Consider the following 26,544-nt stretch of genomic DNA (forward strand, 5'->3'; position numbering starts at 1 on the left):
TTTACGTCGCCCCTCTCGATAGGAAATCGTCGAATTAGGAAGTTTTCGATGGCGCGATTGGCTGCGCGGAGGAGGGGGGCGCGATTTTCGTTTCCAGCATCTTGTTCAAGCCAATTACCCCAGAAGCTGCGAATTTTGCCGAGAGTTGCTCGGCCATCATCGAGCGCCAAACGCCGCCGGCCACGCCGGATCCGTAGTTTTCGTCGTCTTTTGGCAGGAGCGCCTCGAAAAATGTTTGCAGCACCAGAGCTTCGAACTTCTTCGCCGCATCCGCCGCCGGATTGGAAGCTGCAGGGACGACGGTCGCTCCGCTTGTTGGCGTCTGGTAAGCTGCGCGGAGCCCCACTCCGGCCGCGCGCCAGTTCGAAGGGCGCGACACGCTTGCCTTGACGGCGCTTTCTCCGGAGAGCGAAGCAAAGGATACCGCTGGCGTGTTGGCGGCTGCTTCAAGGCGGCGCAGAGCAACTTGCTGGCGCCGCGGGTCCGCCGCTTTCGCTACGTCGACGATAAGATCCGTCGCTGGAAAGATAGACATTGCATGTCTCCGGAATTTTCAAAGAGATATGTTAATTCGCGTGACTTACTCGGCGCTGACGTCGCGAGGCGCGGAAAAGCGTTCCAAAATCGCAGATCTTTCCCGATCGGCGTCCTTGCGCGTTATTTTGTCGTCAATTCGATCCGCGTATTTATCAATTCGTTTGATCTGCTGTTTGAGGACCAAGGTTGCATCGAGGCGGCTGGCCAATTCTGATTGTAGCTCCTGTCGCCGTCGCGAGGCTTGGCGTAAACGATCTAAGACCAGCGATGAGAACGCCAGCGCGGTCGTGTCGTCGCGATCCAACATTTGCTGAAGGTCGCGTATCTGGCCGTCCGTTTCATCCAATCGCTTCTCGATCGAGGCGCAGTTCGCCGTTTCGACCAACAACCGGCGCTCCTGCAGAGAAAGCAATCTGGCCATTCTGCGTTGTTTATCCCGCAAAGTTTCACCCTCTGGCCAGCCAGGCGGCATATTCCATCGCCAACTCGCCCAATGCGTCCGAGCTAAAGGCGTATAGGAAAGCGAGTCCTCCGAAAATCAGAGCTGGCGTTGCTGCAAAATAGACCGGCACAAGCGGGGTCATCTTATTCAGAAAGGCGACCGCCACATTGCTGAGGAGGCCAAAAATCAGGAACGGGCTTGTGATGCGAAAAACGACAAGATAGGCCTCTTCCAGAGCCTTCAACACCTCGCGTAGCATGCTTTCAGATGATTGTAATGCGAACGGAGCAACGTGGTCATAAGAAGTTCCGATGCCGCGAAGCAGCTCCAGGTGCAGGTCCATGGCAAAAATGAGCGTTGTTAGTCCAGTGGTTACCAACGCAGTCAGCGCAGGCGTCGGTTCGGATTCGTTGATCGGCGCGCCGAGGGCGTTTCCGAGACCGATCGAAAGCGTGACCCCCGTGAACATGGTCTCCACCGCAAACAGGAACATGCGACACGTCAAGCCGATCAGGACCCCTATGATTGTCTCCGACACACTTGCTACAGCCGCAGTGACGAGCGGGGCCGCCGAAATCGGTTCGGCGAGCCTCGGCCATAGGTAAACGGCTAGGGGCGCGGAAACCGCGATCGCGATATAGAGCCTGACTCGCACTGGCGCGCGCTCGCTGCCGAGCCCGGGGAGCAGCATAATGCATCCTGCCACTCGGCAGAACACCACGAACCACGCTTCGAGAATCAAATCGAGCGGCGCACTCAAGAGATTGTCCCCAGTGAACGCAGCTGTACGCCACATGCAATCTCGAGGTGCGACAGCACCGGCTGCGCGGGGTAGAGCCGGCCGACGATCAATCGCACGAAGGGTCGAGCGTCAGGCGTGGTAACAATCGCAAATATTTCACCTTGATCGGAGTATTTTTGAATTGCCGCAATTGAGTCCTGGCTGAACCGTTCGATTTGCGCCGGATCGGCGTCGAGGCCAATAATCTCGCCTTTTGCATCGCGCTTGAGATGTTCATGGAAGAACAAGTCCCACCTGCTCCCGAGCCTCAGGACGCTCAACACGCCATCGACTGCAAGCTCGCCGCATATCTGCGAGGCGATCCGCACGCGAACGTGCTCGACGATGGCTTCTGGCCTACGCGCAAAGGGCGCGACTTCGGCGATGGCTTCCAAGATCATCTCGAGATTGCGTATCGAGACACGCTCCGCGAGAAGAAGCTTGAGAACGCTTTGCAGGGCTGAGTTCGAAACGAAGTTTGGGACGATTTCGTCGAGAAGCTTTCGATATTCCGGATCGAGCTTGTCGAATAGCTGGCGTACGTCCTTATACGAAAGCAGCTGCGAAAGCTGATTCCTGAGAATCTCGCCGAGGTGCGTCAAGAGGACGGACATCGGATCGATCGGATTGAAATTTTGACGTCGAGCTTCTTCAACGAGAGCGTCGGCGATCCAAATTGCCTTGATTCCAAACGCCGGGTCCCGAGCTTCTTCTCCGGGAAGATCGGGCATACGCCCATTTCCCACGACGATCATATGCTGCCCAAGACGGAGTTCGTCCGAAACGACCGTGGTGCCGTGAATTCTGATCTGATATCCCTTTGGCTTTACTTGAAGATCATCCGCCATTCTGATGTCGGGAATAATGAAGCCGTAGAGCTTCGCAAAGTTGCGTCGCATCTTTCCGACGCGATGGGTGAGCTCTTCCTGGGAGACGAGAAAGCGTGTCCAGAGCTGCTTCCCAAGTAGAAGCTCGACTCCCGCTGGTCGCAGCGCTTCTGCAAGAGAGGTCTTATTTTCCTGAAGAGCCCGTTTTTCCTCTTCGGCGCGCCGCATCTGAGTATCGGCTTCACGCTGCTTTGTCTCGCCACTTACCTTCCGCGCAACAAAGGCCATTGTCAGGCCCAACACGCCAAAGGGCGCCATTGGGAGACCAGGCATCAGGGCCAGCACGAACATCAAAATCGAGGCGACGAAAATCGCTTTTGGATAGCCACCGAGCTGGCGTACGATATTCTGCTCGGCGGAACCGCGCGTGCCGCCCTTCGAAACAAGAAGGCCCGCCGCCAGGGAGACGATCAAAGCCGGAATTTGAGACACAAGCCCGTCGCCAACCGAGAGCTTGGTGTAGACGTCGGCGGCGTTCGCCAATGACATTCCGTGTCGGGTTACGCCGATGACGATTCCGCCGAAGATGTTGACCGCAAGAATTATCAGGCCGGCGATCGCGTCGCCGCGAACGAATTTGGAAGCGCCATCCATAGAGCCGAAAAAGGCGCTTTCTTCCTCGAGCTCTCTGCGCCGATCTTGAGCTTGCCTGTCGTCTATGAGCCCTGCAGAAAGATCTGCGTCGATCGCCATCTGCTTGCCCGGAATAGCGTCCAGGGTAAAACGTGCACCGACTTCGGCGATGCGCGTCGCGCCTTTTGTGATTACCAGAAAATTGACGATTACGATGATCGAAAAGACGGTAAGGCCGATGACAAAATCGCCGCTCATCACAAGCCGCGAAAATCCGCTGATGATATAGCCGGCGGCGGCAGTGCCTTCGGAGCCGTGCGAAAGGATCAGCCGCGTCGTGGCGATATTCAAGCTCAACCGCAGAATCGTGGCCACGAGTAGGATCGTCGGGAAGGACGAGAATTCCAATGGCTTCTGGATCCAGAGGCTGACCATTAGAATGAGAACGGAAAGGCCGATGGAAAATGCGAGGCCGAGGTCAATCGCGACCGGCGGCATAGGGAGGAAAAATATGCAAAGGATAGAAATGATGGCTATTGCGAAGCCAATGTCAGTCGGCCGGCGAGTCAATGCGCCTGCTTCCGCCATTCTCATCATGGCTCTTTATCCTGTCTCTTCATGAGCGGATTTGTAGAGGCTTTTTCAATAGCCGGTTTCAATTCGGGCGTACAAGGTCTCAGTAAATCCTTTGATCTTCCCGCCGATAAATGGCGACGCGAGGCTGAGAACAACCAGCATCGCAAGCATTTTTGGCACGAAGGTCAGAGTCATTTCCTGAACTTGTGTGAGCGCCTGAATCAATGAGGCCACGACGCCCACGAGCAGAGCCGTCCCTACCAAGGGGCCGGTGATGAGCAGCACGGTCACGATAGACCGTTGGAGCATTTCGAGAGCGTCGGCTTCGTTCATGGTCTTCAGCTGATCGATACGCCTGCCCCAATTGCCACTGTCGCTCCACTCGTGAGCGTCGCGACGAGGCCTGAACTGCCGATCGACATCGATTTGATGGTGCCTTTTACGCTTCCGTCCGCGCTGGTAACGGTTTTGCCGATCGCGTTCGCTGCTTGATCGAGCCGGGATGACTCGAGCAGCGATGTCAAAAGTTGGTTGCCTTGAACGGATTGCTCAACGGAAGCAAAGGTAGCAAGCTGCGTAACGGTCTGCGTGGGATCCATCGGCTTGGTAGGATCCTGGTTCCGCAGCTGGGTGACCAGCAATTGAAGGAAGGCGTTGTAATTGTCGAGACCGCTCGTGCTCGCCGTTTGGGTGGTCGCGGGGGTTTTTGAATTGTTAACCGGGTTGACTTGCATGTTTAGCTCTCTTTTTTGCTAGGCGGCGCAGCCGGTCTTTGAATCCGTCGGGATCTCCGCCTCGAGTGGAAAGAGCCCGCGAAGTATTTTTAACGCATCAAAATAGCGCTTGCCTTCGATGAGTTTGGCCACGGACGAGAGACCCTCTACGATGCGAGGATCAGGAATTGTCTTCGAGCATGTCGCCAGAATATCTCGTGAGAGATATAGGGCGGCGTCGATGTCATTCGGCGAGATGAGCATGAGTTGCACGGCGAAATAGAGCTGCTTCAACGGTGTTGTAGCGTCAGCGGCCTGCATCACGTGATTTTCCAGAAGAAAGGTCACGTCGTTGAGCAGCTCGATGCACACCTTGCGGTCGACTCTAAACACAGCTCCATTGATGTAGATCTTCTCGCCACGCTTCAGAGAGATATTCATATGGCCCTCATTGCAGCCCGTCGGCAATCGTGCGGTTGATTTCGATCACGCCGTCGAAATTGGCTGACTCACCCGAGTCGATTTTGTCGAGTTCGCGCAGGACCCATAAACCGACGGAGATCAGCGAGGCTCGGAGGGCGACGGGAAGGCGGTTTTCGTCGTTGCTGAGATCGAAAAGGAAAGTGGTCCAGAGCGAGCGCACGAAGTGAGTCGCCTCGAATGATTCGGCGGTCTTGACGCCACGAATGCGGGCCATCGACAGCAGCTTGATGCCTTTCTCAAGCAGCTCCTTCTCGCGTTGGCGCGCAGCTGTATATGAATCATTCGCGATTTCGTTGTAGTGTCTCTGATACATCCTGCTCACCGAAGATTCGGGCGTTGGCTAGGCTTAAGGCGTTATTTCAGGTTGGTGAGAACCTGCATGATATCGGAGGCGACCTGGAAAACCTGGCTGTTCGCGGTGAACGAGCGCTGCGCCACGATCATCGACGATAGTTGCGAGGCAAGGTCGACGGTTGAGCCTTCCAAGCTCGAACCTAGAATGGAGCCATAGCCGTTCGAGCCGGCGGCGCCGATAAAAAGCTGACCCGATTCCGCGTTGGCGGAATAAACGTTGCCAGTTTCGCTTGTAAGATTATCGGGGCTCGCGACTTTACCCAAGGGAATATCGTAGGCCGAAATGGATTGCCCATTAGCGAGCTGATAGCTCAAGGCCCCAGCTTTATCGACGCTGATTCCGCTGATGGTTGAAGCAGCATATCCGTCGACGACGCTGTCGGTGGGTGTATAGCCGCCTCCGAGTTGCGTCATCTTTGAAAGATTTAGCGACATGGCGCCGCCGCCGGGCACGTTGAGCGTTATGGAGGTAGGGCTTGTTAGGGTTCCATCTGTTGCGCTGAAGTTGAGCGTTTGCGTGGTTAAAGGGCCGGTCGCATATGGGAAACTGCCGCCGGCGGCGGCGTCCGCGTGGTTGTAAGCGGTCATCTCCCATGTGTTGGAGGCTGTCTTGGCGTAATAGAGATCGAGAACGACAGCATTGCCGAGGTTGTCGTAGACGGTCAGAGACGATTTGCCGGCGAATTGGGCGCCGGCCGTGTTGGTGGAAGGAAGGTTGGCGGCGGCGACAACACTGGAGTTGTAGGGCAAATTTGCCCCAAACGTACCTTGTGTCGTCGGGCTTGCATACATCCGGTTCATGTCGACCTTGATGGTCGACAAGGGGCCCGACATGCCGAGCTTCGAGTCGTAGCCCATCAAATAAAATCCGGCGGAGTTGACCAATCGCCCTTGTGCGTCGGGGAGAAAATTTCCTGCTCGCGTAAGGAAGGTTTGGCCCGCGTCGTTGGAGACGAGAAAAAAGCCATTGCCGGAGATAGCGAGATCGGTGGCCGTGCCAGTGCTCAACGGGGAGCCCTGAAGCGAGACTTCATTGCGTGTGATCGTCGTCACGCCGCCGCCGACAGAATCATAGCCATTCAATACGGTCATAAAATCCGTTCGAGCGTCTTTGTATCCGGCCGTGTTCGAGTTAGCGATATTTTTGGAAATTGCCGCGAGCCAATCCGATTGAGCGGACATTCCCATAACGGACGTATTGAAAAGACCGGACCCTGAGCTCATTGCACTATGCTCCGCTAGGACAGATTGAATCTGCTCAACTGCAATTTGTAGAGCGCGTAGCTTACGCGAGACTGCGGAAGTGGCATCTGTGGAGAGCGGACACCAGGGTTGGGAACGACAAAGTTAATGAATTGCAAATTGATGGGAGGTATTTTGGGTGCTGATCTTCGTCACGATTGCCTCCATCAGAGGCTGCGAGAGCTTATGGTCATGACTAAAAACGATCCCACTATTCTCGACGCGCAGAAGGTGGATGAAAAGAAGTTCCGTCGCATGTCTTTTCTGCGAGACCGGCATGCCCTGACCTATACCGTCAGGTCCGTGAAATCGGAGCGTCGACAGGAGAAGAGACTCACGGTCCGATTGCAGTCCGGCAAAATCTTGGACGTCGAGGGGCGCTTTCTTGCCGACTTTCTCTTCGTCAATCGTGGTTCCGGCGGCGTGCGCATTTCGCTTGCACGCCATTCGAAGTTACCGAGGAGAATCTGGCTATATGAGGATCTCAACCAAATTTGTTGGGGCGCCGAGGTGGTGTGGCAAAATGGAGGCGTTGCGGGCTGTCGCTATCGAGCTTCGGACGTCGCGTTGGATGAGCGCTTGCTGCGCCGGTTCAAAGCCAAATATTATGCCCTGAGGTGAGAACTCCCAAACATGTTTGCGAGTCCTGCCCCCGCTGAGTGATTATATCGGATAAGAACGCACGAGGCTCCCAACGAGTAGGTGCCAACCATCCATAAGGACGAAAAACAAGACTTTCAGGGGCAGTGATATCGTGGTCGGCGGCAGCATCATCATGCCCATCGACATTGTTACGATCGATATGATCAGATCAATGACGAGAAAAGGCAGAACAATGAGAAAGCCGATCTCGAAACCCCTCCTGAGCTCGGAAATCATGAAGGCAGGTATCAGAACATAAAGATCTGGTTCGACGGACGCATCGATTGCGACCTTGTTCTTCGTGAGATCTTCAAAAAGGCGGATATCCTTGTCGCGTACATTCGCCACCATGAAAGATCGAAACGGCTTGATGATCTTGTCGACGGCTTCCGGTTCGGCGATTTTGTTTTCCAATAAAGGCTTCAGTCCTGCATTCCAGGATTCTTCGAACGTCGGATGCATGACATAAAAGGTCATGAAGAGAGCGAGGCTGATCATGACGAGATTCGCCGGGGTGCTTTGTAGCCCAAGCCCCGCACGCAAGAATGAAAGTGCGATGGAAAAGCGCGTAAAGCTCGTGACCGTGACGAGGAGGCCTGGCGCGACGGACAAAACCGTCAACGCGGCAACCAATTGAATGATGCGGCCGGAGGCAGATGCGCTACCGGCCGGAATTAATGTATTGAGATCGAAGTTCTGATTTGCGCCCCAGGCGGCAGTGGGGATAAGCGCGAGCAGGAAGATGATCAAAGCGCGCTTCATTGCACCACCAGAGATTGAATGATGAGTTCTTGAACAGCGCCCTCCGAGCGAATGGACGCGCGCTCTGAAAGTTCGTCGCTGAGCCGCCGCAAGCCGGAGCTGCCTTCTATCGACCGAAGCGAGAGGCTTCGCAGATATGCGACGATGTCTGCTGTCAGCTCGCTTACGAGGATTTCGGGATGGGTGAGTGTGTCGGGATCATAAACAATCGCGACTTGCAGCCTGATCCAACTCGAGTTGCCATCCCCCAGATTCGTAACGATCGGCGTAAGTTCCTTCAGTGCGGTCTTCCCCGCCTTGCGCGCGCTCGTGCGTGGAGGTTCTTCATGACCGTGAACTGAAGCGCCATGCTTGCTGTCATCCGCCGGAGCCTCAATGGGCGCCGGTTCGGCAGGCTTAGCGGCTTGTGGCGCCCGAGCAAGCATCATCCCGAGGAAGACCCCGGCAATCGCAATTACAACGGTCATAGCAAGCGTCGTCGCTATGACGGTCCTGTCGTTCGATCCGGCATTGTCTTTGAGCTCGCTCATGAACCTCAAGCCTTAGCGGGTTACTAGAAAGGCCAAGCGAGATCGTAAAGCTGCTGTCCGAGTGCCGGCTGCTGAACCTCCATCAAACGTCCACGTCCGCCATAGGAGATGCGCGCCTCGGCGATTTTGTCGTAGGAAATCGTATTGTCCTTTGAGATGTCGCGCGGTCTGGCTATGCCGCCGATGGTCAGGACTCGCATTTCGTAATTGATTCGAAATTCCTGTGATCCCTGCACGACCAGATTGCCGTTGGGCAGAACGGCTGTCACCATTGCAGCCACGGAAAGCTTTATCTGCTCCCGTCTGTTGATCGAGCCCTGGCCTTGCGTGGAGGTCGTCGAGTCGATTTCGTTATCGAAGTTCCCAGTGGCGTTCACCGGCGCGCCGCCAAGGAAGCCGGGCAGGAACGCCGCCAAATATTGCCATTTGGTGTGAACCTTGGAATCGCGAGAGCGATCAGTGGAATTGCCGACGATCGCTTTGTCGTCCATCAAGATATTGATGGTAACGAGATCTCCGACGGTCATTGCGCGTACGTCGCGGAACATATTTATGCGAGCGTCATCGAAACGCATTCCCCGACTGGGGGGAGGCAGCCTAGTGGCGCCAACGGGAAGGTCATCGTCGAAAGGGGTGAGGCCGCTGCCAATCGCCGTCATATGTGGTTCGCGACCAATATCGCGCGGATCAGTGGCGCAGCCGCAGAGGAATAGAGCAAGTAACAGGGATATTTTCTTTGTCATTGCAACTTTCCTGACGACTTTGCCGAACTGTACGCGACGAGTTTTTTGATGAGGCCTGCTCCCCGGGATGCGGTCATTTCTGAGAGTATTTGACTTGAGGCTTTCGGACTCAGGCGGCTGAGTAAGGCGACGGCGACGTCATCGTCGAGCAGCGCGAACTGCGCAGCGGCCGAGTCGGGCTTCATTTTCGTGTAAACCGTGACAAGGGTTTCGTCGGCCCTTTTCACCAGCGTTTCATATTTTTCTACAACAGCCTCGAGCTCGCGTTTCTTCGCCTCGAGCTCGTCTCCGCGGCGTCTGATCAGGGATTCGAGGTCGCGCAGGCGGGCTTCTTGCACGGCCGCCTTGGCGGCGGTCGCGGCCTTTGCGACGCTCGAGCAGTATTCTTGTCCGTCCGATTGATCCCGCGCGGCCATGAGCCTTTCCACGGGTTGGCCTTCGGCCGCGCGGGGCTGCTCGACGTTGGCGCTGGATGCGCAGAGCAGGGCGAGTAGGCACATCGACGGTAGCGCTCGCATGGCGGCAGGAAACATGAACGTAGATCCGTTCCGGGTAGCGCTGTGGGCGCAGGTGTATCCATTGTTTAGGAAGCGCAACTTGCGCGAAGCTTTCGGCGGCGTGCGGACTTCGGCGGTGAACGGAGGGGCATAAGAAATTTTTAAGCGGATTGTATTAGTTAATATGGGATGGGGAGACCCCGAACGCGAAGCGGCGGGGTTGATCAGCATGACGCCGGCCCCCAGTCCTCCGGTCTATTCCGGAATGTCCCTCTCGAAAAATCCCTCAGCGTCACGGTAGGAAGATTGGGCAAGCGAACGTGCTTGCTCTTTGTCAATAATACTGTGCGTCGGAGAGCTTCTGCTAGCCAATGCCCGATCATGGGCAGTTTTTACTGTGCGAGCGGAAGGCGTCTCATGGGCGGGGAATGATTGGGAAGGCGGCGCAGGCCGGCGGCGCAATGCGGTTAGGGTTAGAACTGCAATCGCACTGCGTGGTCATCGATCGGGCGCTTAGACAAATCGGGCGTTCGAACAACACGAATTGGAAGGTTGTGAGGAGTTTCGACTTATGAAAAACCCCGCCGAACTAACGAACGCTCAGCAGCCCTCCGAATATATTGCCTTCCATGTTGGCGAGCAGACGTTCTGCATTGATATTATCGCAGTGCGGGAGATCCGGGGCTGGTCTCCGGCGACGCCACTGCCTCAGGTTCCATCCTACATCCGCGGCGTCATCAATCTCAGAGGTGCCGTTCTTCCTGTGATCGATCTTGCGGCCAGACTTGGCTTGCCGGTGAGCGAGCCGACGCCGAGGCATGCGATCATCGTGTTGCAGCACGAAGGCGCTGTTGTCGGCCTGCTCGTCGACGCGGTCTCCAATATTCTTATGTTATCGCCGTCGGCTATCCAGCCGGCGCCGGAGGTCGGCGCCGACCCGACCCGTCTCTTCATAAAAGGTATTGTGGCCACTGACGACGAGGTGATCAGCATTCTCATCATCAAGAATCTCCTTCCGGAGTCGAACGAGGCCATCGCGGCTTAAGATGTAAGATCGGAGCATTCCTGACATGAGCGACATCTCAAACGAGACTAATGGATTGTTCACGACCCTGAGTCTCCCTCGAACGCTCGACCTTCGCGCGGCGGCGCCCCTCGCCGCCGATTTTGGCCGTTTTCGTGGCCGACCCCTCGTCATTGACGCGTCGGAAGTCGACAAGATCGGTGCGCAATGCGCCCAGGTTCTCGTCTCCGCGCAGCAGACATGGGCGCGTGACGGAGTCGCTCTCACGCTTTCGAACCCCTCGAGCGCGTTCACTGGCGCCCTCGAGATACTCGGCATTCCGACCAGGAAGATCGGCGAATAGGAATAGCGAAGATGACGAAAACCATATTGACTGTCGATGACTCTCGAACGATGCGTGAAATGTTACGCATCGCACTTGCGGACGCGGGTTATAATGTCGTTCAGGCGGAGGACGGCGTTCACGGGTTGGAAGTGCTCGAGACCGTAAGTCCTGACGCGATTATCACCGACATCAACATGCCGCGAATGGATGGCTTTGGATTTATTGAGAACGTGCGTGTTCACGAGACGCATCGTGCCCTACCCATTCTTGTCCTGACGACCGAAAGCGACGATCAAAAGAAAGATCGCGCGCGCCGCGCCGGCGCGACCGGATGGATTGTGAAGCCGTTCAACCCAGTGAAGCTCGTCGACGCAATCCGTCGCGTTACTGCCTGATAGGGGATGATCCATGGATCCGATGGCGGCGATCAGGCAAACGTTCTTCCAAGAATGCGATGAGCAGCTCGCGGAGCTCGAAAGCGGCCTCATCAGGATAGATGAGGGCGATCGGGACCCTGAGACGGTCAACGCCGTGTTTCGCGCCGTGCATTCAATCAAGGGCGGCGCTAGCGCCTTCGGCTTTGACGATCTCGTCGAGTTCGTGCACGTTTTTGAAACGACGCTCGATCTCCTGCGATCGAATCGGATCGAGGCGACACAGCAGGTCGCCGCCTGCTTTCTGAGAGCGTCGGACGTCCTTGCGGACCTCGTCAGTGGCGCCCGTGAGGGTTCCGACGTCAACCCTGATAAGGTCGCTCCGGCAAAAGCAGAGCTTCAGTCGCTCTGCGAAGGGGCAGGAAGCGAAGGCGATGCGGCCTCAGAGGCAGATTTCGTTGATCTCGCATTCGAGCCAGTCGCAATTTCCCTCGATTCCATTTTTGGAGACTTTGAAGAGAGCGAGCAGAAGCCTCACCGCTACGTCATAAACTTCAAACCGCGTCCGGCGCTTTACGCCAAAGGGAACGAGGCGCTGCTGTTGTTGCGCGAGCTGGGAGAGTTGGGGGCCCTCCGTGTAACCTGCAATACCGACGACACGCCCTTTCTCGATGAGCTCGACCCCGAAGGGGCCTATTTCTCTTGGACGGCCGAACTCGAGACAAAGGAAGACGCGCGCGCGGATATCCAAGCTGTCTTCGAATTCGTCGAGTTCGATTGCGACCTCTCGATCAAGGAAGAAGACGACCCGCCGCCCGGCAGCGTGATCGAGAGCATGGAGGAGCCGGCGGTTTACGAGGAAGAGCCCAAGCTCCCTATTGCGAGTAATGACGAGCAACCGGCCCTCGCAGTTCCAGAAGCTACCCCGCAGCCTCAGCCGCAGGCATCGGCAGGGCCTCGGAAGACCGAGCCGTCGTCGCCCGCGCCGCAGCCTACAATTCGCGTCGATTTGGAGAGAGTCGACCGCTTGATCAATTTGGTTGGTGAGTTGGTGATAAACCAGGCGGTTTTATCTCAACGCGTCTCTGAGGCGGGTCTTTCGCGCGCCTCTTCGGTGATGATTGCGCTGGATGAGCTGGAGCAATTGACTCGCGATATTCAAGACAGCGTGATGGCGATCCGCGCCCAACCCGTGAAGCCGATTTTTCAGCGGATGTCCCGCGTCGTGCGTGAAGTGGCGGCGATCACGAAGAAATCGGTGCGTCTCATCACCGATGGAGAATCGACCGAAGTAGACAAAACGGTAGTCGAGCGACTTACCGATCCTTTGACGCACATGATTCGCAATGCGGTCGATCACGGGATCGAGTCGGCAGAGCAGAGAATCGCCGTAGGTAAACCCGAAGAGGGAACGCTGAAACTGTCGGCGATGCACAGGTCGGGGCGCGTCGTCATTGAGGTGTCCGACGATGGCGCGGGCATCAACCGGCAAAGGGTGCGGCAGATCGCGGTATCCAAGAATCTCATCTCACCCGACGCCCTGCTGACGGATGAGGAGATTGACAATCTGATTTTTGCGCCAGGGTTCTCCACGACCGAGACCGCGTCAGCGATTTCTGGGCGCGGAGTTGGGATGGATGTGGTGAAAAGGGCCGTTCAAGCGCTTGGCGGGCGCATATCTATCGCGTCGCGCCCTGGTCTGGGATCGACCTTTTCCTTGAGCCTGCCGCTCACATTGGCGGTTCTTGACGGGATGGTCGTGACGATCGGCGATCAGACCTTCGTGGTTCCGTTGACGGCTATTGTTGAAACGATGCAGCCTAAGAAGGAAAGCGTTCATCTCATTGGGTCGGGCACGCGTCTGATTCGGAGCCGGGACGCGTTCATTCCGCTGGTCGATGTTGGAGCAGTGCTTCACAACCGCCCGAGCCTCGCCGATCCCACGGCGCAGGTGGCCTTGTTGGCGGAATCGGAATCGGGCGGAAGATGCGCCCTCCTGGTGGATGAGATCCAAGGCCAGCGCCAAGTCGTCATCAAGAGCCTTGAAGCGAACTATGGACGCGTCTTTGGCATTGCGGCGGGCACGATCCTCGGAGACGGCAGGGTGGCGCTCATCATTGACGTCGACGGCATCATCAACAGTCTGCGCGCCGACAGCGATGCCGTGGAAAGCCTTCATGCGGCGGAATGACGACGCGTCATTTCACGTCTCTGCTTCGCTACGCTAAGGGCGGTTTCGATGAGCGCTTCGATTCCTGAAAGACAGATTCAGATTTCCGGTTCTGGTTCCTTTCCGTTTACGGACCGGGACTTCCGTGAGATCTGTTCCATGTTGCATGAGGATGCCGGAATTTTCCTTACCGACGCCAAGGCGCCGCTCGTGTATTCGCGTCTGGCGAAGCGTTTGCGCGCGCTCGGGCTGGAAAGTTTTCGCGACTATTGCGAATTGGTGAAAAGCCGTGACGGCCTCGACGAGCGTCAGAAAATGCTTGCTGCGCTGACGACGAACGTCACCAAGTTTTTCCGTGAGCCCCATCACTTCGAAAGCCTGAAAAAGCTTGTGTCTGAACGGGCCGGCGCCGTGCGCAAAGGCGCGCGCCTGCGTCTCTGGTCGGCGGCCTGTTCGAATGGGCAGGAACCGTTTTCAATGGCGATGACGGTCTTGTCGGTCATGCCGGACGCGGCTGATTATGACGTGCGTATTCTGGCCACAGATATCGACCCGAACATGATCGCCGCTGGTAAGGCGGGCGTTTACGACTCAGAGGCGATGAGCGCCGTTCCTTCATCGATGCGGTCGCGCTGGTTTGCGCCCTTGGAGGAAGGGCAAAAAGGCCCGTGGGTCGCGTCGGAAGAGCTTTCCTCGCTGATCGCTTTTCGTGAGCTGAATCTGGTTGGCTCCTGGCCCTTCAAGGGGCCGTTCGATGCGATTTTCTGCCGGAACGTCGTAATCTATTTCGAGGAGGCCACCCAGATGAAGATCTGGCAGAGATTCATTCCGATGATGGCGCGCCATGCGCGCCTTTATATCGGGCACTCGGAGCGCGTGAATGGACCCGCGTCCGCATCGCTCGTCGTCGATGGCGTGACGACCTATAAGTTGCGGGGAGACCAAGCATGACCTGCCGCGTGCTTGTCGTCGATGATTCGCGTAGCATGAGAGCGCTGATTGCTGAGACGCTGCGCCGCGATCCTCGCATCGAAGTTGTGGGTGAGGCGGCCGATCCCCTCGCCGCGAGAGACGCGATCAAGGAACTCAACCCAGACGTCATTACCCTCGACATCGAGATGCCCAAGATGAATGGGCTGGAGTTTCTCGAGCGACTCATGAGGTTGCGCCCGACGCGCGTGGTTGTCATTTCGAGCCTGACCGAGCGTGGAGCCGCGACGACAATTCGGGCTATGGAAATCGGCGCGATGGAGTGCATCGCCAAGCCATCGCCAAAAGACAGGGCTTCCTTCGACGATCTTGCGCAAAAGGTTGTGCAGATCGGCGCGGCGCCGAAGCCAATGGGTCCTCCTGTCCGATCTCGAGTCGAGGATGTCGTCGCAAGCGATAAGTCGTTCACTCCGGACGGACGGATCGTGACCATCGGATCTTCGATGGGCGGGGTCGACGCGCTCTTTACGGTTTTGTCCGCGCTTCCCGCCAATTGCCCGCCGACTGTCGTCGTGCAGCACATGCCTGCGCTATTTACGCAGAGTTTCGCTGCGCGTTTGGATCGTGCGTGCAAGCCGTCGGTCGCAGAAGCGAAAGACGGGGAACCGCTGGAGGTTGGCCGTGTGTTGATCGCGCCAGGCGGATCGGCGCATCTCGAGCTCGTAAAGCGTGGTCGAACCCTTTGCAGGCTGGTCGAGGGGGACACGGTGAGCGGGCATCGTCCGTCGGTCGATGTGCTCTTCAGATCCGCCGCCAAGGTCAGCGGACCAAACACGCTCGGGGTGATACTTACAGGAATGGGACGCGACGGCGCGGAAGGATTGCTGGAGCTAAGAAACACCGGCGCGAGCACCATCGGCCAGGATGAGGCGACGTGTATTGTTTACGGCATGCCCAGAGCGGCATATGAAATAGGCGCAGTTGAAACGCAGCTGCCGCTTCACAAGATCGGTCCGCGGATTGTCGCGGTAACAAATGCGGCAAAAGCGAGGGTGTCATGTCCATAGCCAGCCAAATCAAAGTACTCGTCGTGGACGATACGAACACCAGCAGGATGCTCATCCGTGACGGGCTTGAAGAATTGGGCATCCGCAACATTTTGCTGGCGAAAGATGGAGAGCAGGCGCTTCAGATGATGATGTCGACCCCGGCGCATCTGATTATCTCGGACGTCAATATGCCAAAGCTTGACGGTTTGGGGTTGCTCAAGGCGATCCGAGAGTATGGGCCGACGAAGAAGGTTCCGGTCATCATGTTGACTGGTCGCTCCGACCGCGCCGTTCTCGAGAGCGCCATCAAATTGGGCGTGAACAACTACCTCACCAAGCCTTTCACAGTCGCGACGCTGAAGAAGGCGCTCGAAGCCATCATCGGTAAATTTTAATGCGCCACGCCATTCAGCGCCCCGGCAAGCGGATTCACGTCATTCAGGGCGAATACCAAGTCGTTGATGATCCTGAGGTCGTGTTGACGACTGTTCTGGGGTCATGCGTCGCCGCCTGTCTGCGGGACCCCGAGGCGCGCGTCGGCGGCATGAACCACTTCTTGCTCCCGGGCGATATGGAGTCCTTCAGAAATGGAGACGCCGAGAGAGCCGGCGTCCATCTGATGGAGCTGCTCGTCAATGGACTTTTGAAGCGCGGCGCGCGGCGTGAAAGATTGGAAGGCAAGCTCTTCGGAGGCGCTCGAATGATGGAGGGATTGTCCGACATCGGCGCGAAGAACGCGGCTTTTGCAAAAAGGTTTTTGATAAACGAGGGGATCAAGATCGTTGCAGAAGCGCTGGGCGGCACGCGTGGCCGGCGCATCGAATATTTTCCGGTTACCGGACAGGCTCGGCAAATCTTCCTTTCGGGAGGCGACGACGCGAGGATTTTGAGCGAACGAGTCGTCAAGCCGTCTTCGGCGGGCTCTGTCGAGCTGTTTTGAAGAGAGGGCGATGTAGCCATCGATCATGGCGAACGGTGCAGCAACGAGAGTGGACTTTTTTGCGTATCAGAAAGGGGATGATAATGCCTAGCCGCACGCCGCAACCAATTACTGAAATTCTGTCGCGGATATCGGCTGAGCTGACAGACCTTGCTCAATCCGTCGATCGATTGCATTCACTTGCTCAGAGCGTAGACGACTCCGGAAAAAAAGAAAAAGAGGCGTTTCTGCAAGAGGCCCAGTCCATCGATCTTATCGAACAGCGGCTTTCGAGCTTGTCGCATTTTCTGGTGGAGTTGGTAGAGATCGTCCCGCCAGAGTGGGAGGTGATCGGAAGGTCTGCGGCGCAGAAGCTGAAATTATCGGCGCTTGCACACCGTTTGTCGGCGCCCGAAGGCCATGCTCACCCAAGCCATGCAAGTGGGGAGCTGGAGATCTTCTAGTGTTCGTAGTGAGCGTTTGTCATGGTGGATTTTGCGCATATCCTTGGAGAAGTGGAGCGTCGGTCCAACGAGGCCGGAAATTTTGCAAGCCACGAGGATGTTCGTCTGGCGCCTCTATTGGAAGTCACTCAATTCGATAATTCTGTATCGCCTGAGCTAACCGGAGCCCGTTCGCGATTGGCTAATAAGTTTTACGCCTCGTCGGAGCCGATGGACTCGGGTCGATGTCACACGAAGGCCGTAGGACAGAAAAAGTTCAAACTCACTGCATCGGAGCTGCATCAACTGATGGTGCGGTTGAATGATCGAGCTTTGTCGTTAGAGGATTTGCGTGCGTTACGACGAGAGCTCGCTTGGCGCTTTCATCCCGACCGCCTCGCTCTTGAAGATAGCGGGGAAGCTTGCGGCGTGATGGCGCAGCTTAACGCGCGGATCGACGGCCTGATCGAAGGTAAGAAATCGAGCCGGCTCGCGAAAAAACCATAAGGTGAAAAGAGGGGTGTTTATATTCGCTCCCCTTCATGCGGCCGCTATAGTGTTCTCCGGCAGGTGGCGGCTGATCGCTGTAAGTTCCACACAAGCGAGATGCTTCAATTTCCACCTTGCGAGGACGCGGGCGTTGGCGCTGGCCAAGCTTGGCTCGAGTTCTCCCCCAAGCTTGGCAGTATGTATTCGCTGCAGGTGATCACAGAATACGCGCGCTGGTAAAAGGCACAGCCGCTAGGCTTGCGCGCGACATTCTATTTCGCTGGAGGAAATATGCGGCGTTTTCAGGGTTTTGTGATGGCTTCTGCGGCGCTGTGCTTGGCAAGTTGCTCACCTCCAGTATCTGCAATTGGGCCAATTTTTGTTTATCCGCCGCCAGAATTCGGGCGGACGTGTGAAGAACTTGCGATAGCCCGCACTCGCTTGACCCAGCGGCTAATCTTCGTTAATCTTTACCAAGATACACTTTATCGGGCCGATCAAACAACCACTCTCGGCATACCAACTCCTTTGGGCACTCCTTTTGAGGAGAGTCGGGAATTTGAACTAGGCGTTCTGAAAGGCGAGCTTGTTCAAATCGACGGAAGACTCCGCGAGAGCCGTTGCGCGGTTTCCAAGTAATCGGGTTTCGTAGGCAGAACATTTTGTACGTCCAGATAGGAAGTTTTTATCGCGCCATCAGCCGCGGTGGGAGCCCTCAATGAAAAAATCCGCTTTGCAGATCGCCGAACCACGACAAGACGTAAGCTCAGAGTTGGTTTTGCCTTCTCTTTCTGAATGCAGGCAACTGAGCCGCGATCTGAGGGATCAGCTTGAAATCGTCGAGCAGAAAGTTCAGATGGCCCATGATCGACTCATCGCGGACGCTCATCGCGACGGCGTAAACGAAAGTCTGGTTCACGGCGCCTCGGCGACGGTGGTATTGTCGATCGCCGCTTCCATGATGGAGTTTTCGTCCTACCGGATGGGTCGGCCTCTGGATGAAACGGCTTTTATTGCCGCGGCCCGCGTTGCGGCGCAGATCAGCCGCGAGCGTTCCGGCGCAAAGTGCGAGCCGCTTGTGTCGAGCACGGTCGATTCCGTTCTGGCAGCCGCCAAGCGGGATTCGTAAGGAAGATCGCTTCCTTCACATAAGGTGCATAAAAATATTGGTTTTTTAACGAAACCGGTTCAGATCTTCATAAGCAGTTCCCGTCTATGATCCGATCACCGCAGATTGGATCAAGGATCCAAGGCATGAGGCCGGTCTGCCGGTCCCGGTTGTAATCCGGATGTCCCAATAGCTATGTAGATGGGACAATCGTCATGACCTCTCAGATTTGACAGCCCTGCAAACGCACCGCCGCTTCGGCAGCGCTCTTATGCGCGCCGACGCAGGTCTAAGTGTCCATGCTAGCCCATCGATTGGCGCTCGTAGCTTGGATTGGATGTGTTTCAGAGGCGCGCGAATGAGTATAATCGAGAAAGCCGGCGTCAATGACCGTCAATCCAGATGGCTGACGATGGCGGCGACCTTCCTTGCAGGAGGCGTGGCCTTCGGCCTATGGCAGAAACACGCCGCCGAACAGAAATATTCCACCTTCGTAAGGGCCTGTCCTAATCTCTCCACCAGCAATCCGGTCGCGTTGCGCACGCCCGAGGGGCGGGTTGTGATCGTCAGTCTGGTCGACATTCCGGAGCAATATATGTCTGCCTTCTGCCCCGACGCCGGCGAGATTGGCCAGGCCCTAGGGCTTGCGCCGGAGAACCCCACGGGCAAGTGAGCGCTCCAGCTGTAGGCTGTCAGTTCCGGGCAAGCCAAAATTCCTAGTGTGCGCGCTTGGAAGCACACATGAAGGGCGCTGCGCAATGAGCTTTTTGCTCGGTCTCGTTGTGACGATGGGTTGCATGTTAGGCGGCTTTGCAGCCCTCGGCGGACACCTGATCGTCCTGTGGCAGCCCTGGGAATTTGTGATCATTCTCGGTTCGGCGCTCGGGACTTTCATCGTCGCCAATCCAACCAAGGTCATTCTGGACACGGGCAAGTCGATTGCCCAGGCTGTGCTGGACAAGGTTCCAAAGCGGCGCGACTACCTCGACGTCCTCGGACTGCTGCACGCTTTATTGCGTGAAATCCGCAGCAAGGCGCGCAATGAGGTCGAGCTTCACATCGACTCTCCATCGGAGTCCGCGATCTTCAACGCCTTTCCGGGAGTCTTGAAGAATGCGGAGATGACCGCTTTCATCTGCGATTATTGCCGACTTTATATCATCGGCAATGTTCGCACGTTCGAAATCGAAAATCTGATGGACGAGGAGATTTCGGCAATCAAATATGACCGCCTGAAGCCTTATCATGCGCTGACGGCGGTGGGCGACGGCCTTCCGGCGCTCGGCATCGTCGCGGCCGTTCTTGGCGTGATCAAAGCGATGGGCGCGCTCGATCAGTCGCCGGAGCTGCTCGGCGGCCTCATCGGCGCGGCCATGGTTGGAACATTCGCGGGCATTTTCGTCTCTTACGGGATCGTCACGCCCCTCGCCTTCAAGGTGAAAGTGGCGCGGACAAAAGAATGTCATGTCTATCTGATCGTAAAGCAGACGCTGCTTGCCTTCATGAATGGGGCGCTTCCGCAAGTGGCGATCGAGCATGGCCGCAAATCCATTCCCTCTCATGACCGCCCCTCGATCGACGAGGTGGAGAGCGAGGCGATGAACGGCGCAGCCAAGGGGGCCGCTTAATGTCGGTCGATCTTTCGAGGCCGCCTGCGGGCCGCGCGCCGCTGGTCGCAAATGGCGTCGCGACGGTCGGTCGTCTCCCGGTCCTTCGCGCCATCTTCGACGAAGCCGCCACACGTTTCGAAAAAGCGATCTCCGAGACGACCGGCGCCGACGTCGATTTTCAAGTCAAAGACGTGCTCGCCGTTCGGGTCGGCGACGCCAAAGACGCCGGCCCCGCCGTCGCGAGTGTATTCCAGGCGCCTGAGCTTCGGTGCAAGGTGGCGGTCGGCATCAATGTCGATCTCGCGCTGATGCTCGTAGATTTGCTCTTTGGATCAAGCGTTTCCATTCCTTTCAATCGTCGAGATCATGGGCTCACGAAGGTCGAGTCGCGGGCCGTCGAATATGCGATAACCTCCTTGATAGACTCGTTTCAGGCGCCCTTCTCGAATATCGTCAACGTGTCGTACAAATTGGAGTCCACGGAGCCGGAGCTCGATTGGTTTGCGCTTGCCGGCAAAGGCGCGGCGATCGTTGTCTGCAAATTCGTTCTCCAGACGCAGGGCCGTCAGGGCGAAGCCTTTTTGGCAATCCCCCGCATCGCACTGGACCCGTATAACGACGTTCTGTCACGCACTCCTAACGCCAATGGCAACGTCGAAGACGCGGCCTGGGCGCAAAATCTTCGAGACCAGGTCGTCCGGGCGAGCGTGAAAGTCTCAGCTGTAATGGAAAAGCGCGGGCTGACCTTGGGAGATGTCGCGCGTTTCCACGTTGGCCAGCTTATTGCTCTTCCCTTCTCTCCGACGAGCTTGATCCCGCTGAGGAACGGTTCACGTCCGCTCTTCAATTGCGAGCTCGGACAGAAGGAAGGATTCTACACGGTTCGCATCGAGGAAAAGATCGATGGCGAGCAGGAGTTCATCAACAGGATCATCGATCAATCGTGACGCCTGGCAAAGCGGCGCCGTCCCATGGAGAGGCGCGGTCTGGAAAAGTGAGAAACCGATAATGGATCCGCAGAGCATCGAACAATTCGAGCAGTTGGGCATGGAGGACATGGCCGAGCCGGCGCCTGCGGCCGCCAAAGCCCACGAAACGGACATGCGCCCGGGCGCTCCGAAGATCGACACTATCTTGCAGATCCCCGTTGTGCTGCAAGTCGTCGTGGGCTCGACGACCCTTCCTGTGGCCGATCTTCTCAATCTCGGGCGCGGGGCGGTCATACCGCTCGACAGCCGGGTCGGGGATCCCGTCGAAATCATGATCAACGGCCGGGAAATCGCCCGCGGTGAGGTGGTCGTTATCGAGGATGATAACACGAGATTTGGCGTCTCCCTGACGGAAATCCGCGATCCCAATCTTAGTGCTCTGCAACAATAGAACCGGTGAAACGATTTCATGGATAGCTCTCTCGCGAGGCTTCCCTCGAGACCGCTGGCGGGCGCGGAAAAAGTCGCGGCGATTTTGCTCGCGCTCGATCGCGACGTTGCGCAGCGGCTGCTCAAGCATTTCGACCAAGTCGAGCTGAGGCGAATCGCCAAAGTCGCTGCGAGTCTCGGCACCGTGCCCGCGGCGGTAATGGAGCAGCTTATCGAGGATTTGATTGGGCAGCTTTCCATGGATGGGGCGGATCTGATGGGCACGCTGGGGCAGGCCGAGGCCTTGCTGATGGGCGTCGTGCCGGAGGAGCAGGTGGCCGAGATCATGTCGGAGGTGCTCGGCAAGTCGAACGAGCACTTCTGGCGGCGGCTCTCCACAATCCCGGAGACGACTCTCGCAGAGTATTTTTCCAAGGAGCATCCGCAGACCATCGCGGCCGTCGCGTCAAAGGTCGATCCGGCGGTCGCCGCAAAGTTCTTGGCGCTTTTGCCGAGCTCGGTTCGCAACGACGTGATGCGCCGAATGCTCACGTCGGGACCGATCTCCGATTCCGCTCTGCGTTTGCTGGAGGCGGCGCTGCAAGACGATCTGATGGGCGCCGGCGCCTCGAGCTCCTCGACTGGGGCGAGCAGAAAGGTCGCCGCCATCGTCAACCAGATGGACAGCAATCAGATCGAGGAGATATTGCAGGCGGTCGCGGAAACCGAGCCGGCGATCGCCGAAGATCTGAAGGGGATGCTGTTCACCTTCGAGGATATTCCGTCGCTGAGCCCTCGTGCGCGCGCCATTTTGCTGGATCAAGTTCCGACGGATCGTCTGATTATCGCACTACGCGGGGCGAACGAAAGCTTGCGCAGCGCCATACTTCCATCCTTGTCCGCACGCATGCGGCGCATGGTCGAGGCCGAGCTTACAGCCGGCGATCCGCCGCCGCGGCGAGAGATTATCAAGGCGCAGCGCGCCATTGCGGAAACGGTGCTGAAACTGTCCGAGTCTGGGGTCGTCGACTTGCGCGAAAGCGCCGCGTAAAGCGGAAGGCAGTCGGCGATGTCCGAGAGCGAAGACGCAGACTCCAAAACCGAAGAGCCGACAGAGAAGAAAATTGGCGACGCCCTCGAGCGGGGCCAAACGGCGGTTTCAAAGGAGGTTTCAACCTTCGCGGGTTTCCTTGGCCTGTTTCTTTGCCTCGCTTTCATCTACCGAACCTCTACGGGGCATCTCACGCGGTCGCTCGCTCTTTTGTTGGAAAACGCGGGCACTGTCCGAATTTCGACCGGGGAGGACCTCGCAAAGTTTTTCGCCTATGTGGGCGGCGAGGCGCTCAGCTTCCTCGGTCCCTTTCTCGGGCTTATTGCGGGTTTGGGGATCGCAGCTTCCTTCATCCAGGGCGGGCCGCGTGTCGTCTTCGACAGGATTGCGCCTGACCTAGACCGCATTTCGCCTATTCGAGGCTGGAAACGTCTTTTCGGCGTGGGCGGGCTGGTCGAGCTTCTCAAATCGACCGCCAAGATAGTGATTCTTTCCGGCAGCCTCGGCTTTTCTTTGATGGTCGACCGTGTGACGCTCGTGAATGCGATGCGCACCGACCCGAGATTGGCGCCGGAGCTGATACTGACCATCCTGTTGCACCTCACAAGCGTGGTTTGCATCGTCGGCGGATTGCTCGCGGGCGCCGATTGGGCGTGGACGCGCTTCAAATGGCGTCGCGATCTGCGCATGAGCCGTCATGAGCTCAAGGAGGAAATCAAACAGGCGGAAGGCGGCGGGCTCGTGAAGGCGCGCATGCGCTCGCTTGCGCAAAGCCGCGCGAGAAAACGGATGATGAACGCCGTGCCGCGCGCCACCCTCGTGATCGCCAACCCCACGCATTTTGCGATCGCATTACGATATGTCAGGGAAGAGGGCGGCGCGCCGCTTGTCCTGGCGAAAGGCAAGGATCTTATCGCCCTGAAGATCCGTCAGGTGGCGGAGGAGAATCAGATCCCGGTGTTTGAAAAGAAAGAGCTGGTTCGAGCGATGTACGACTTTGTCGAGGTCGATCGGATGATCCCCCCGGAATTCTTCCGTCCGATCGCCGAGCTCATCCACTTCCTATCGACCCGCGGCGGTGCGCAGGGGCGGAGCGGCGATTTGCGCATGAGATGAGCGCAGCAAGTCGATGAACGTCTGACCTGCGAAGCGCTCGAGCAAGATCAAAGACAACCGCGTCCGGCGAGCTTCAGCCCGCCGGCGCCAGCCAAGCAGGGCTTGGCGCCGAGGGGCGTCTGCTAACCCTCTCCCGCGACACTATAGCGAAGCCGACGCGTCTTAGCCCATCCAATCGCATCTTGCGCCCCTAGGACAAAACACTGCTCGGTGTTCTGGGCGTCGTCGCAGTCCGTCGCTCTTTGGAAGATGCGCGCCGCGATGGAAAGGAGGACAGTGACAGAGGCGTTCATAAACAGGATATCGTCCTTGCCATTCGCCTCTATATCGCTCAGACCGCGCGCAACGGCGTTCCGAATATCGTAATCAAGTAATTCCAGCTGGCCACGAAGTGGATCGCGCAGCCGCTGACACTCTTCAATCGTCGGCATAGCAGGAGTATTTGGCGCTGTGCCGACCTGATTCGCTCTACCCATCGTTGGACTGGCCTCATTACCCTCGGATGTATTGATTATGTCTGACTTTAGTGAAGAATAACTTAAACAGTTCGATTTTTACATTGTAAAACAAGCGGTAGTGTTATGTCGAGTCGCGGGTGACCGTTCCCGAAGCTGTGCGTCGAGCTTACACTCGGCGCGTTGCCGGATGCAATCTGTCGCACCGTCGTAATACTCGACGTATCTGGCATCAAGCTGTGCATGCCTAAAACCCCGCGCTTGCGGGTAGCTCGGTGGAGATCGCGCCATTCGCGGCGGGGGCATTTGGAAAGCGAGGCCGCGTTCAGTGATCCCAAGGAAGGGGCGTCTGGCATCGGCCTCAGAGCGACGCCGACCATCGGGGGCGTAAATATGCGCCGCGGCGTGGTGCGTGCTGTTCATGACCCGCTGATTTCGGGCGAATTTCCCGATTGCATTGGAAGAGCTAGGGAATAACCGCCTTTTCTTCGCGGGGGAGAAAGGCTCCTAAAATCCTGTTTCTTCGCCGAGAAGTGGTGCTGCAAGAGAGGATTGAACTCTCGACCTCTCCCTTACCAAGGGAGTGCTCTACCACTGAGCTACTGCAGCGCTGGGTTCCGCAATCCGCCTTCGGCGACCGGAACGAGGGCCTTTTGCCACAGTGCGGCGCGAGTCGCAAGAGTGGGGAGAATGCTACTTAGGGACCCGAGCCGGGTTAACGGACGTCAGCCGAACACGGTAGCGAAATGGCCGAGGTTTCGTCTGTCGGCACTCACTCCCAGCTTGACGGTTTCCCTGTCTCAGCAGCGTGCATGAGCTTGAAAGTGGTGGACGACCGCAATTTTCTTGAGTTCCGCGGAAATGCGTAGGCGCGACGGGTCGTCCTTGGAGACGACGTCTCCAGCGCGAAATTCAGCCGGTTTTTTATCCCCAACGCCCACGCACCGCCTCGGCCGCCCGCTGGGCCCAAGGAACCTCCGAGGAGATGGAGTAGCGCGTCTCGCCCGCAGCGTAGGCTGGTTCGCTTGCGGCCTTCGCATTGGCTTTGATCGTTGATGGAGATCAAAGCGCCTTTCAGGTTCGCCTTCGAACTCGACGGGCGGACGCGATGTTTCACCGTCTATCACCCAAACACAAGGCGTTCTGGTCAGGTCTCGCGCACCCAGGAAGTTAAGACGACCGAAAACAAGGCTGGGTCGATTCTGTTCATGCGTAGGTGCGGCGCTGTTTCCTGATTGCTGTGGTCTTGATTTAGATTTCGAATCCTTTAAGAGGGCGTTGGATTTATAGTTTGAGAGGTGCCGAATGCGCGTGCTCATTACCGGCGGCGCCGGTTTTATTGGATCGGCGGTGGCCCGAGGATTTATTTCACAAACCTCCGATGAAATCCTTGTTTTTGACAAATTGACCTATGCCGGCAACCTCGATTCTCTTGCGCTGATCGCTCAGAATCCGAGATATTCTTTCCGACGCGCTGATATTTGTGACCGTGCACAAGTTATGCGCGCCCTCACCGAATTCGAGCCCGACGTCGTGATGCATCTTGCCGCCGAGAGCCACGTCGATCGTTCGATCGACGGACCGGCCGCTTTCATCGAGACCAATCTCGTCGGCACCTTCACAATGCTCGACGCGGCGCTCGAATATTGGCGCGGGCTGCCTAAAGGGAAGGCCGAGGCTTTCCGCTTCATGCATATTTCGACGGACGAGGTCTTCGGCACATTGGGCGACGAAGGCTTTTTCCGGGAGGATACGCCCTACGCGCCCAATTCCCCCTATTCCGCTTCAAAAGCGGGCTCGGACCATCTCGTGCGCGCCTGGCGCGAGACCTACGGCCTTCCCACCATCGTCACCAACTGTTCGAATAACTACGGGCCTTATCATTTCCCCGAAAAGCTCATCCCTTTGATGATCCTGAACGCGCTCGAGGGGAAGCCGCTTCCCGTCTATGGGCGGGGCGAAAATATCCGCGATTGGCTCTTTGTGGAGGACCACGCCGCAGCGTTGATGCTCGTCGCGCGCCGAGGCATTGTCGGGCAGTCGTATAATGTCGGCGGCCGCAACGAGAAAAAGAACATCGATGTCGTGAACACGATCTGCGACATTCTCGACGAGCTGCGCCCAAAGGAGAGCGGCTCCTATCGCAATCTCATCACATTTGTCACAGATCGTCCCGGCCACGATCTACGCTATGCGATCGATTGCTCCAAAATCGAGCGCGAACTCGGCTGGCGGCCAAAGGAGACATTCGAGACTGGCTTGCGCAGGACTGTGCAGTGGTATCTCGACAATCCGGCTTGGTGGCAGGCCATTCGTTCGGGCAATTATCGCGGCGAGCGCCTCGGACAAATTGCCTGATCT

33 protein-coding genes and 1 tRNA gene are annotated in these 26,544 nt (G+C 57.2%); 19 read left to right on the forward strand and 15 right to left on the reverse strand.

The features are described 5' to 3' along the window. Positions 1–34: 34 nt before the first annotated feature. The 9 genes from OGR47_RS01575 to OGR47_RS01615 are packed head-to-tail and all read right to left on the reverse strand — an operon-like array spanning position 35 to position 6,570. Positions 35–535, reverse strand: coding sequence for a rod-binding protein (locus OGR47_RS01575; RefSeq protein WP_165052765.1), 501 nt, complete (start codon positions 533–535; stop codon positions 35–37). Between the two features lie 45 nt (positions 536–580). After that, entirely contained in the window at positions 581–958 is a 378-nt protein-coding gene (locus OGR47_RS01580) for a hypothetical protein (protein ID WP_165052762.1), read from the reverse strand. A gap of 25 nt (positions 959–983) precedes the next feature. Next, complete coding sequence (locus OGR47_RS01585; RefSeq protein WP_165052759.1) at positions 984–1,739, reverse strand: flagellar biosynthetic protein FliR; 756 nt, start codon at positions 1,737–1,739, stop codon at positions 984–986. After that, positions 1,736–3,817 (reverse strand): flagellar biosynthesis protein FlhA, encoded by a 2,082-nt coding sequence (flhA, locus tag OGR47_RS01590; RefSeq protein ID WP_371824410.1) that lies wholly within the window; start codon positions 3,815–3,817, stop codon positions 1,736–1,738. The genes OGR47_RS01585 and flhA overlap by 4 nt, the downstream gene beginning before the upstream one ends. Before the next feature lie 45 nt (positions 3,818–3,862). Continuing rightward, positions 3,863–4,129: a flagellar biosynthesis protein FliQ gene (gene fliQ / locus OGR47_RS01595; protein WP_165052756.1), complete on the reverse strand. Its 267-nt coding sequence runs from the start codon at positions 4,127–4,129 to the stop codon at positions 3,863–3,865. A gap of 5 nt (positions 4,130–4,134) precedes the next feature. Then, complete coding sequence (gene flgD, locus OGR47_RS01600; protein WP_165052753.1) at positions 4,135–4,530, reverse strand: flagellar hook assembly protein FlgD; 396 nt, start codon at positions 4,528–4,530, stop codon at positions 4,135–4,137. A gap of 18 nt (positions 4,531–4,548) precedes the next feature. Further along, positions 4,549–4,950, reverse strand: a complete 402-nt coding sequence (gene flbT, locus OGR47_RS01605; RefSeq protein WP_165052750.1) for a flagellar biosynthesis repressor FlbT — start codon at positions 4,948–4,950, stop codon at positions 4,549–4,551. 7 nt (positions 4,951–4,957) lie between these two features. Then, entirely contained in the window at positions 4,958–5,305 is a 348-nt protein-coding gene (gene flaF / locus OGR47_RS01610; protein WP_165052747.1) for a flagellar biosynthesis regulator FlaF, read from the reverse strand. 41 nt (positions 5,306–5,346) lie between these two features. Next, positions 5,347–6,570, reverse strand: a complete 1,224-nt coding sequence (locus tag OGR47_RS01615) for a flagellar hook protein FlgE (RefSeq protein ID WP_165052744.1) — start codon at positions 6,568–6,570, stop codon at positions 5,347–5,349. Positions 6,571–6,780: 210 nt separating this feature from the next. Here OGR47_RS01615 and OGR47_RS01620 point away from each other — a divergent pair, with 210 nt between their 5' ends. Next, a complete protein-coding gene (locus OGR47_RS01620) occupies positions 6,781–7,209 on the forward strand; it encodes a hypothetical protein (protein ID WP_165052741.1) in 429 nt (142 codons plus the stop codon). Between the two features lie 42 nt (positions 7,210–7,251). Here OGR47_RS01620 and fliP read toward each other — a convergent pair whose 3' ends face one another. From fliP to OGR47_RS01640, 4 genes are all read right to left on the reverse strand, one after another. Beyond that, positions 7,252–7,992 (reverse strand): flagellar type III secretion system pore protein FliP, encoded by a 741-nt coding sequence (fliP, locus tag OGR47_RS01625; RefSeq protein ID WP_165052738.1) that lies wholly within the window; start codon positions 7,990–7,992, stop codon positions 7,252–7,254. Further along, positions 7,989–8,522 carry a flagellar basal body-associated FliL family protein gene (locus tag OGR47_RS01630; RefSeq protein ID WP_165052735.1) on the reverse strand — a complete coding sequence of 178 codons (534 nt, stop codon included), beginning with the start codon at positions 8,520–8,522 and terminating at the stop codon, positions 7,989–7,991. The genes fliP and OGR47_RS01630 overlap by 4 nt, the downstream gene beginning before the upstream one ends. Before the next feature lie 23 nt (positions 8,523–8,545). Next, positions 8,546–9,049 carry a flagellar basal body L-ring protein FlgH gene (locus OGR47_RS01635; protein WP_323809332.1) on the reverse strand — a complete coding sequence of 168 codons (504 nt, stop codon included), beginning with the start codon at positions 9,047–9,049 and terminating at the stop codon, positions 8,546–8,548. Between the two features lie 212 nt (positions 9,050–9,261). Then, a complete protein-coding gene (locus tag OGR47_RS01640; RefSeq protein WP_165052729.1) occupies positions 9,262–9,798 on the reverse strand; it encodes a MotE family protein in 537 nt (178 codons plus the stop codon). A 535-nt stretch (positions 9,799–10,333) separates the two neighbouring features. Between OGR47_RS01640 and OGR47_RS01645 the strand changes: the two genes are divergently transcribed. The 17 genes from OGR47_RS01645 (at position 10,334) to OGR47_RS01725 (ending at position 23,728) form a co-directional block, all read left to right on the forward strand. Next, the gene (locus OGR47_RS01645) at positions 10,334–10,807 is read left to right on the forward strand and encodes a chemotaxis protein CheW (RefSeq protein ID WP_165052726.1); all 474 of its coding nucleotides are present in this window, start codon (positions 10,334–10,336) and stop codon (positions 10,805–10,807) included. Between the two features lie 25 nt (positions 10,808–10,832). Further along, positions 10,833–11,129, forward strand: coding sequence for an STAS domain-containing protein (locus OGR47_RS01650; RefSeq protein ID WP_165052723.1), 297 nt, complete (start codon positions 10,833–10,835; stop codon positions 11,127–11,129). 11 nt (positions 11,130–11,140) lie between these two features. Continuing rightward, positions 11,141–11,506, forward strand: coding sequence for a response regulator (locus tag OGR47_RS01655; protein WP_165052720.1), 366 nt, complete (start codon positions 11,141–11,143; stop codon positions 11,504–11,506). 13 nt (positions 11,507–11,519) lie between these two features. Continuing rightward, positions 11,520–13,676 (forward strand): chemotaxis protein CheA, encoded by a 2,157-nt coding sequence (locus OGR47_RS01660; RefSeq protein ID WP_165052717.1) that lies wholly within the window; start codon positions 11,520–11,522, stop codon positions 13,674–13,676. 138 nt (positions 13,677–13,814) lie between these two features. Further along, positions 13,815–14,606 carry a protein-glutamate O-methyltransferase gene (locus OGR47_RS01665; RefSeq protein ID WP_323809333.1) on the forward strand — a complete coding sequence of 264 codons (792 nt, stop codon included), beginning with the start codon at positions 13,815–13,817 and terminating at the stop codon, positions 14,604–14,606. Beyond that, on the forward strand, positions 14,603–15,652 hold the full coding sequence (locus OGR47_RS01670) for a protein-glutamate methylesterase/protein-glutamine glutaminase (RefSeq protein WP_165052711.1): 1,050 nt from the start codon (positions 14,603–14,605) through the stop codon (positions 15,650–15,652). The genes OGR47_RS01665 and OGR47_RS01670 overlap by 4 nt, the downstream gene beginning before the upstream one ends. Next, positions 15,643–16,029, forward strand: coding sequence for a response regulator (locus tag OGR47_RS01675; protein WP_165052708.1), 387 nt, complete (start codon positions 15,643–15,645; stop codon positions 16,027–16,029). Before OGR47_RS01670 ends, OGR47_RS01675 begins: the two co-directional genes overlap by 10 nt. Then, the gene (locus OGR47_RS01680; protein ID WP_165052705.1) at positions 16,029–16,574 is read left to right on the forward strand and encodes a chemotaxis protein CheD; all 546 of its coding nucleotides are present in this window, start codon (positions 16,029–16,031) and stop codon (positions 16,572–16,574) included. The genes OGR47_RS01675 and OGR47_RS01680 overlap by 1 nt, the downstream gene beginning before the upstream one ends. 83 nt (positions 16,575–16,657) lie before the next feature. Continuing rightward, on the forward strand, positions 16,658–17,017 hold the full coding sequence (locus OGR47_RS01685; protein ID WP_165052702.1) for a hypothetical protein: 360 nt from the start codon (positions 16,658–16,660) through the stop codon (positions 17,015–17,017). Positions 17,018–17,038: 21 nt separating this feature from the next. Continuing rightward, complete coding sequence (locus tag OGR47_RS01690) at positions 17,039–17,503, forward strand: hypothetical protein (RefSeq protein WP_165052699.1); 465 nt, start codon at positions 17,039–17,041, stop codon at positions 17,501–17,503. A gap of 700 nt (positions 17,504–18,203) precedes the next feature. Next, positions 18,204–18,614: a hypothetical protein gene (locus OGR47_RS01695; protein WP_165052696.1), complete on the forward strand. Its 411-nt coding sequence runs from the start codon at positions 18,204–18,206 to the stop codon at positions 18,612–18,614. Between the two features lie 337 nt (positions 18,615–18,951). After that, positions 18,952–19,266, forward strand: a complete 315-nt coding sequence (locus tag OGR47_RS01700; RefSeq protein WP_165052693.1) for a hypothetical protein — start codon at positions 18,952–18,954, stop codon at positions 19,264–19,266. Between the two features lie 85 nt (positions 19,267–19,351). Next, on the forward strand, positions 19,352–20,221 hold the full coding sequence (gene motA / locus OGR47_RS01705; protein ID WP_165052690.1) for a flagellar motor stator protein MotA: 870 nt from the start codon (positions 19,352–19,354) through the stop codon (positions 20,219–20,221). Then, positions 20,221–21,150, forward strand: coding sequence for a FliM/FliN family flagellar motor switch protein (locus OGR47_RS01710; RefSeq protein ID WP_165052687.1), 930 nt, complete (start codon positions 20,221–20,223; stop codon positions 21,148–21,150). Before motA ends, OGR47_RS01710 begins: the two co-directional genes overlap by 1 nt. Before the next feature lie 154 nt (positions 21,151–21,304). Beyond that, the gene (gene fliN, locus OGR47_RS01715) at positions 21,305–21,583 is read left to right on the forward strand and encodes a flagellar motor switch protein FliN (RefSeq protein ID WP_246729713.1); all 279 of its coding nucleotides are present in this window, start codon (positions 21,305–21,307) and stop codon (positions 21,581–21,583) included. A gap of 18 nt (positions 21,584–21,601) precedes the next feature. Beyond that, positions 21,602–22,612 carry a flagellar motor switch protein FliG gene (locus OGR47_RS01720; protein ID WP_165052681.1) on the forward strand — a complete coding sequence of 337 codons (1,011 nt, stop codon included), beginning with the start codon at positions 21,602–21,604 and terminating at the stop codon, positions 22,610–22,612. A gap of 18 nt (positions 22,613–22,630) precedes the next feature. Continuing rightward, positions 22,631–23,728 carry an EscU/YscU/HrcU family type III secretion system export apparatus switch protein gene (locus tag OGR47_RS01725; RefSeq protein WP_165052677.1) on the forward strand — a complete coding sequence of 366 codons (1,098 nt, stop codon included), beginning with the start codon at positions 22,631–22,633 and terminating at the stop codon, positions 23,726–23,728. A 122-nt stretch (positions 23,729–23,850) separates the two neighbouring features. On the opposite strand, the gene OGR47_RS01730 is transcribed toward OGR47_RS01725, so the two are convergent. Both OGR47_RS01730 and OGR47_RS01735 read right to left on the reverse strand, forming a co-directional pair. Then, positions 23,851–24,159, reverse strand: a complete 309-nt coding sequence (locus tag OGR47_RS01730; RefSeq protein ID WP_165052673.1) for a hypothetical protein — start codon at positions 24,157–24,159, stop codon at positions 23,851–23,853. Positions 24,160–24,717: 558 nt separating this feature from the next. Continuing rightward, positions 24,718–24,792 (reverse strand) — tRNA-Thr (locus tag OGR47_RS01735). A gap of 696 nt (positions 24,793–25,488) precedes the next feature. Here OGR47_RS01735 and rfbB point away from each other — a divergent pair. After that, the gene (rfbB, locus tag OGR47_RS01740; protein WP_165052671.1) at positions 25,489–26,541 is read left to right on the forward strand and encodes a dTDP-glucose 4,6-dehydratase; all 1,053 of its coding nucleotides are present in this window, start codon (positions 25,489–25,491) and stop codon (positions 26,539–26,541) included. The last annotated feature ends 3 nt before the right edge of the window (positions 26,542–26,544 follow it).

It is taken from the genome of Methylocystis sp. MJC1, from assembly GCF_026427715.1.
Classification (GTDB): Bacteria; Pseudomonadota; Alphaproteobacteria; order Rhizobiales; family Beijerinckiaceae; genus Methylocystis.